The sequence below is a fragment of the Clostridiisalibacter paucivorans DSM 22131 genome, assembly GCF_000620125.1.
GTDB classification, from domain to species: Bacteria; Bacillota; Clostridia; order Tissierellales; family Clostridiisalibacteraceae; genus Clostridiisalibacter; species Clostridiisalibacter paucivorans.
This window is the reverse complement of sequence record NZ_KK211079.1, coordinates 24,038-30,885: the sequence shown is the minus strand read 5'-3', so window position 1 is coordinate 30,885 and position 6,848 is coordinate 24,038. Positions and strand designations below refer to the sequence as shown.

General features: G+C 32.6%; 6 protein-coding genes. All 6 read right to left on the bottom strand.

What is annotated here, in order from left to right; all coding sequences use genetic code 11:
* Positions 1 to 270 precede the first annotated feature (270 nt).
* Positions 271 to 1,698, bottom strand: coding sequence for a sensor histidine kinase (locus Q326_RS0116215; RefSeq protein WP_026896294.1), 1,428 nt, complete (start codon positions 1,696 to 1,698; stop codon positions 271 to 273).
* Entirely contained in the window at positions 1,670 to 2,368 is a 699-nt protein-coding gene (locus Q326_RS0116210) for a response regulator transcription factor (RefSeq protein ID WP_026896293.1), read from the bottom strand. Before Q326_RS0116210 ends, Q326_RS0116215 begins: the two co-directional genes overlap by 29 nt.
* 60 nt (positions 2,369 to 2,428) lie before the next feature.
* On the bottom strand, positions 2,429 to 3,763 hold the full coding sequence (locus Q326_RS0116205) for an FG-GAP repeat domain-containing protein (RefSeq protein ID WP_026896292.1): 1,335 nt from the start codon (positions 3,761 to 3,763) through the stop codon (positions 2,429 to 2,431).
* A 132-nt stretch (positions 3,764 to 3,895) separates the two neighbouring features.
* The gene (locus Q326_RS0116200) at positions 3,896 to 4,735 is read right to left on the bottom strand and encodes an ABC transporter permease (protein WP_034602618.1); all 840 of its coding nucleotides are present in this window, start codon (positions 4,733 to 4,735) and stop codon (positions 3,896 to 3,898) included.
* The gene (locus tag Q326_RS0116195; RefSeq protein WP_026896290.1) at positions 4,725 to 5,918 is read right to left on the bottom strand and encodes a quaternary amine ABC transporter ATP-binding protein; all 1,194 of its coding nucleotides are present in this window, start codon (positions 5,916 to 5,918) and stop codon (positions 4,725 to 4,727) included. The genes Q326_RS0116200 and Q326_RS0116195 overlap by 11 nt, the downstream gene beginning before the upstream one ends.
* Positions 5,919 to 5,943: 25 nt before the next feature.
* Positions 5,944 to 6,816 (bottom strand): glycine betaine ABC transporter substrate-binding protein, encoded by an 873-nt coding sequence (locus tag Q326_RS0116190; protein WP_026896289.1) that lies wholly within the window; start codon positions 6,814 to 6,816, stop codon positions 5,944 to 5,946.
* Between the last annotated feature and the right edge of the window lie 32 nt (positions 6,817 to 6,848).

The following is a 6,848-nucleotide window of genomic DNA, read 5'->3' as shown; positions in this document are numbered from 1 at the left end:
ATTGAGTTTCAATTCCTCATAGGTAAAGTAATAACCCATTGTGATGCAGTAACTATCCCAATGTACAAAAAATACCAATTCCAAATTTCCTCTTCTAATATATTCTACATAACAATAAAAAATCCTTCTAATTATAGTAATTTTCTTTAATATATTGATTTTTATACAAAAAAACAATTGTCGTCGACCTCCAGGGGTTTTTGCACTACTGGAGGTCGACGACAAAATATATTAAGATTATACCAACTATATACTTTACACATTTTTGTTTTACTTATCTGTCAACAAGGGATTTTTTAAAAAAATACATACCTTTGTGCCCAGTCCTTTTTGGCTGTCTATAACCATTTTTCCATTATGAAGCTTTATTATTTCGTCACTTATAGCTAAACCTAATCCACTACCAGGATATCTGGCATCTCCCTTGTAAAACTTATCTGTTAATTTATTTAATTTTTCTTTGTCTACTCCTATACCGTTGTCTTTCACGCATACAACTATATAATTATCTATTAACTCTGTAGTTACTTGTATCTTACCTCCAGAATGGGTAAATTTTATGCCATTGTCCAATATATTTATAAGCACTTGTTTGAGTCTATTATAATCTCCTACTATATAAGTAATTTCATCGTCTATTGTATATTCTAGGGTAATATCTTTACTCTTAATCCTAGGGAGAAACTGTTTAATTACATCAGTAATTAAAGTACCCAAATCTACTTTTTCCAGTTGTATTTCCATCCTACCCGATTGAAATCTTGAAAAATCCAATAATTCTTCTACTAAGTCTGTCAATCTATTGGTCTCCGATGATATTATTGATAATTCTTCCTTTATTTCTTCTTTATTGTCTAATTCTCCTAAAAGCATAGTCTCTATCCATCCTTTTATAGATGTAAGGGGGGTCCTTATTTCATGAGATATAGATGATATAAAATCATTCTTTACATTATTGCTCTTGACTATCTCTTCAGCCATATAGTTTAAAGTATTGGCAAGTTCTCCAATCTCATTGTCTTTTATATTTCTAACCCTAGCAGAAAAATCCCCTGTGGCCATTTTTGCAGACACCTTTTTTAATTGATTAATAGGATTTATTATAGACCTAGCCAATAACATACTCAATGATAATACAACGATAAGTATAATGCATCCCAATACTAACAATTGTATTATTAATTTGTTCACTACTTTATTTACTTCTTCAATAGATGTCACATATCTTATAACCCCTTTTATATCATCTCCGTCCTTTAATGGTGCTGAAACTGCTATAACCGATTCACCAGTATTGATCCTTTCCCCTCTCCATGATGTTATTTTACCTAATAATGCATTGGTAAAATCCATTGTATCTACTTTAATATCACTAAAAAATCCTGTAGAAGTCTGAATTATATTTCCGTCTAAATCTATTACTTGAATCTCCGCATATTCATCGGATGTGTTTTCAATAATATATTTTGCTTTATATTCTATGGAAGAATAATTAAGATATTTACTATAGAAATTTGAAGAAAATAATGCCTTATCCTGAAGTACTTGAGATATATTCCCATAATAATGTTGTCTTATCCCGATAAAAAATAATAGTTCGAATATAAATATAGTAATAAATATAACTATGGTATATTGTAATATTATCCACTTCTTAATACTCTTCACTTTAATCTTCCCTCTTCCATCTATACCCATATCCCCAGATAGTTTCTATATATTTAGGATCTGAAGAATTTTCCTCAATCTTTTTTCTAAGCCTTCTTATATTTACATCTACTACCTTCAAATCTCCTATATAGTCTATACCCCATACTTCATTTAAAAGTTGATCTCTTTTAAGGGCCTTATCTGGATTTTCCATAAAGGATTTCATTATAGAAAACTCTGTAGGTGTAAGCTGTATTTCAACATCATCCTTGTAAAATTTCTTAGATTCCAAATCCATCTTGAATATTCCTTGAACTATTATACTATCCTCTTTCTTTTCACCATTTATTTTAATCCTTCTAAGTAAGGAATTGACTCTAGCAACCAGTTCCACAGGACTAAAGGGCTTCGTCACATAATCGTCTGCACCCAAATCTAGACCTATTACTTTGTCCATGTCTTGAGTTCGTGCAGTAAGCATTATAATCCCCATATTAGGGTAATCATTTCTTAATTTATTACATACTTGGAAACCATCTATACCTGGCAACATGACATCCAATATAGATATATCTATATCTTTAAAGTTCTCTACTTTTTCCAATGCCTCTTCTCCAGTTCTAGCCTCTATTACATTGAATTTATTCCTTTCTAAATTTACCTTTACAAATTTTCTTATTGTATCTTCATCCTCAAGTACAAGTATATTAGTGCTCATATCTTACACCTCCATTGTTAGTCCCTGCATTATCTTCTTTTCTAACAACTAAAAACTTTTTTACTTCTTTATCAAAACAAAGCTTTCTTCAATTTCATAGCTACTCAAAAGTACTTTCTTTACTCTGGATGGCACATATCCCTTTTTCCATACCTCTTCTATTACATATGTCTTTATATTGTCTTCAATTATTACAACATCTTCACTGACCTCATGATCCTGCCATTCTTCCCTATCCCATAATGAAATTTTATATATGGGAATCACTCTCTTAGTCTTTTTATCTATATATTTTAATTTCAACCAATTAGATTCATCACCCGATGATTTTTCCAATGTAATTTTATCATTCCATTCTTCTGGAAATATAAACTTATATCCATCTTGATAATTATAATATTCCTCCCTAACCAGTTCCAATTCTTTATCTCCCATCCATTTAAACCAATTGGTTATCCAAGGGGTACCTGCCATTGAAGCACTTTCATACCCTGAAGGCGCCTGTAAATTACCTATTTCTATGATACCATCACCATCAATATCTTTACTCTCTACACCATAAGGCTTAAAGGTTTCATTATAATTACTTTTACTATCAAATACATCATAAATTCTATCATCTTCTACTATAAGTAAAATAGTAGCAGCTGAATGGGCTCCAAGTCCTACATCTACAAATACTCCTTTTTTATCTATAGAAGCCTTTCCAGATATAACATTATAATATCCATTTATATATGGATCGATGTCAATGCTATCTGTTAAATTAAAAATGCCCTTTTCATATTTATATAATTGTCCATTTGCCTTTGGTTGTTGAATATTTCTATCAAGGTTCAGTGTAAATAGCTCCATTATATTATCTCCATCAAAATCATCAATAACTATTTCAGAATAATTATTATTAAATAACATATACTGTTCATCATCTTTGAAATCATATATGGATATTTCCTTTTCAAGCTCATAACTCCCCATCCAACTTACTATTAACTCTAAAAATCCATCTCCTGTAATATCTGCTATCTGTGCATATGCGATATCCCTACCTACACCTTCTATATATGTCTTTTTCCATTTATCTTTATTGTCTTTTAATATTAACACTCCAACTTTATACTCTTGCTCATTTTTGAAAAATGAAATTATCTCATCTATCCCATCATTATCTATATCCATTATATTTATAGCCCCTAGTCCACTGGATTTAATAGGTACTATTAGTTTTTCATTTCTCTCTAAATAGCTTGTCACTACCTTTTTCATCCTATCTTTATTAGAATCAAGCTTTGGTTTTTTTATTAACTCCATAGGTGATTTTATAGCTTGATATTCGCAGCCCGATGAAAATATCATCACAAATGCTATTATAAATAAAAATATTTTTCTTTTCATATATTATTACTCCCCACAATTGTATTTTCACTACGGCACTTTTCTACTCTAAGTATAATATATATTAACCATATTGTGAAATGGGTTACAATTTAATTACATGCATTAGAAAAAGTCGGGAAATCCCGACTTTTAAGCTGTTTCTTGTCCTTTACTTATGTTCTCTGTAATTCTATCTAAAAGAATGGCTATCAACACAATGCCAACTCCACCTTCAACACCCAATCCTATATCTACTGTCTGCATTGCAGTCAATACATCTCTACCTAGTCCTCCTGCTCCAATCATAGCAGCTATGACAGACATAGACAATGCCATCATTATACACTGATTTACACCTGCCATTATGGTAGGTAATGCCAATGGAAGCTGTACTTCTTTAAGTATTTGAATCCTATTGGAACCAAATGCCTTTGCAGCCTCAACCTTATCTTCATCTACTTGCCTTATACCTAAATTAGTAAGCCTTATGGCAGGTGGCATTGCAAATATAAGTATGGCAACCAATGCAGAAACTTTACCTAATCCAAAGAATATCACTGCTGGAATTAAGTATACAAAGCTGGGCAATGTCTGCATAAAATCCAATATAGGTCTCAATATTCTCTCCATAACTTTGCTCTGAGATGCCAACACTCCTAAAGGTATCCCCACTAGTAATGCTATAAATGTCCCCGTCAAGACTAGAGATAGTGTACTCATCGCCTGTTCCCATATATCTAATCCTGAAATCACTAAAAGACTTACTACCGTAAATATTCCCATCTTTTTTCCAGCTAAGACTAATGCCAATATTCCTAATAATACCATAATTATTATGGGATTTACGCTTAGCAAAATAGATTCTAATTTCTGTAATATGCTATCTAAAAAATCACTTATTTCATTGGTAAATGGTGTTATAGATGGTACTATATCTTCAAAGAAATTATTTACTACTTCTTTCAATGGTATGGAAAAATTATTCAGCATAATTTTCACCTCCAGCAAGCCCTTGGAATATGGTGGCTCTAACTATTATGCCCTTCAAATACCCATCATCAGAAGTCACAGCTACAGGTCCATTGGCCTCTGCCATAGTGTCGAACATATCATTGACTACAGTATCTGGATTAACTTCATCAAAATCTTTTTTTACATACTCCAATAAATCCTTATTCTTTTCCTTCAATGCCTTCGCTGCATCGTCATCTGTTAATATGCCCTTTACTTTCTTGTTCTTATCTACTACAAACATACTATCAAATCCATATTCCTTCATCTTATGCAATGCCACTCTAGGACCATCCTTCAGATAAACTAATGCCTTGGGTTTTTTCATAACTTGACTGGCAGTAAGGGTTTTTGTCTTATCTACATTTTCAACAAATTTTTCTACATACTCTGTTTCAGGTGCTGTTAATATTTCCTCTGGAGTACCCACTTGGACCACCTCACCATCCTTAAGCAAAGCTATCCTATCTCCCAGTTTCAATGCCTCATCTAAATCATGGGTGATAAATACTATAGTCTTATTCATAGAACTTTGGAGTTCCATAAGCTCATCTTGCATCTCTCCACGGATAAGAGGGTCTAAAGCACTAAATGCTTCATCCATCAATAGTACATCGGGATCATTGGCCAATGCCCTGGCCAGTCCTACCCTTTGTTGCATCCCTCCACTTAAATTTTGAGGATAGCTATCTTCCCATCCTGCTAGTCCTACACTTTCCAAAGCATTTGCTGCAAGCTTTCTCCTTTCATCTTTATCATATCCCTGTATTTTTAATCCGTATGCAGCATTGTCCAATACAGTGATATGAGGAAATAATGCAAAACTCTGGAAAACCATCCCCATCTTTTTTCTTCTCACATCCAAGAGATCCTTATGGTTCATCTTTACTATATCTTTATTATCTATATTAATACTGCCATATGTGGGCTCTATAAGCCTATTTAAGCATCTTATCAAAGTAGATTTTCCACTTCCCGAAAGCCCCATTACTACAAAAATTTCACCTTCATTTATTGATAAAGACACATTATTTAGACCCACTACCTGTTTAGTTTTTTCCATTATTTTATCTTTATCTAAACCTTTCTTTATAAGCTCCATAGCCTTGTTAGGATTTTTCCCAAATATCTTATAAAGATTCTTTATTTCTATCTTTGACACACAATCACCTCGTATAACTGCCATTTTACTTTAATATACTATCTATTTTTTCTCTGTTTTCTTCTAACCATTCTTTAGTCAATTCTTCTAAAGTATTTTCCTCTGACTCCATTTTATCTAACATCTCTTCCATATCCTCTATTGAAACCTCTAAATTTTGAACTAATTTATATATATCTGGTGCTTTGTCTTTAAGAGTAGGGTGTACACCGGTAAATACATCATCTAATACCCATACATCCTTAGGGTCTTCCAATACTTTTATATCATAATTTTGGAACATAGTATGAGGTCTCCAAGCTAGAAATACCATTGGCTCATTATTCTTTGTGGCCTTCTCCAGTTCTGCTAATAATGCTGGGGTACTTCCCTCCATAATTTCATAATTTTCTAATCCATACTCTTCTACTGTCTTTTTAGCTGTCAACATCATACCTGCACTGGGTTCCACTCCTATTATTCTGCCATCAAATTCATCAGCTCTACCCTTAAGTTCTTCTATAGAATCTATGTCCACATAATCTGGAACTGCAAATCCCATATCAGGCTTTGAATAAAGAATCCCTGTGAGTTCTATTTTATCTCCATATTTATCTGCATAGTTTTTATGCAGTGTTGGCAACCATACATCTGGGTATATATCTATATCTCCTTGAGATAGTCCTAAAAATATAAATCCTATATCTCCCTCTGACATCTTAACAGAATATCCCCTCTCCTCAGCCACATGCTTTATGATATTGGCTGGTATCCATTCTTGGGGATATGGTACTTTTCCTATTACTATCTCTTCCTTTCCATCTCCATCTGTAGCAGTATCTCCTCCGCTACATCCAACAACTGACAATGTCAATACCAATAAGATTGATATTACTATTGAAAATCTTTTAAATAACAAAATATCTTCCTCCTTTATTTTTTTAAAACAAA

Excerpts from the sequence above, each read along its gene's own strand:
- Q326_RS0116205 (WP_026896292.1), bottom strand. The coding sequence starts at position 3,763 with ATGAAAAGAAAAATATTTTTATTTATAATAGCATTTGTGATGATATTT.
- Q326_RS0116210 (WP_026896293.1), bottom strand. The coding sequence starts at position 2,368 with ATGAGCACTAATATACTTGTACTTGAGGATGAAGATACAATAAGAAAA.
- Q326_RS0116215 (WP_026896294.1), bottom strand. The coding sequence starts at position 1,698 with ATGGGTATAGATGGAAGAGGGAAGATTAAAGTGAAGAGTATTAAGAAG.
- Q326_RS0116200 (WP_034602618.1), bottom strand. The coding sequence starts at position 4,735 with ATGCTGAATAATTTTTCCATACCATTGAAAGAAGTAGTAAATAATTTC.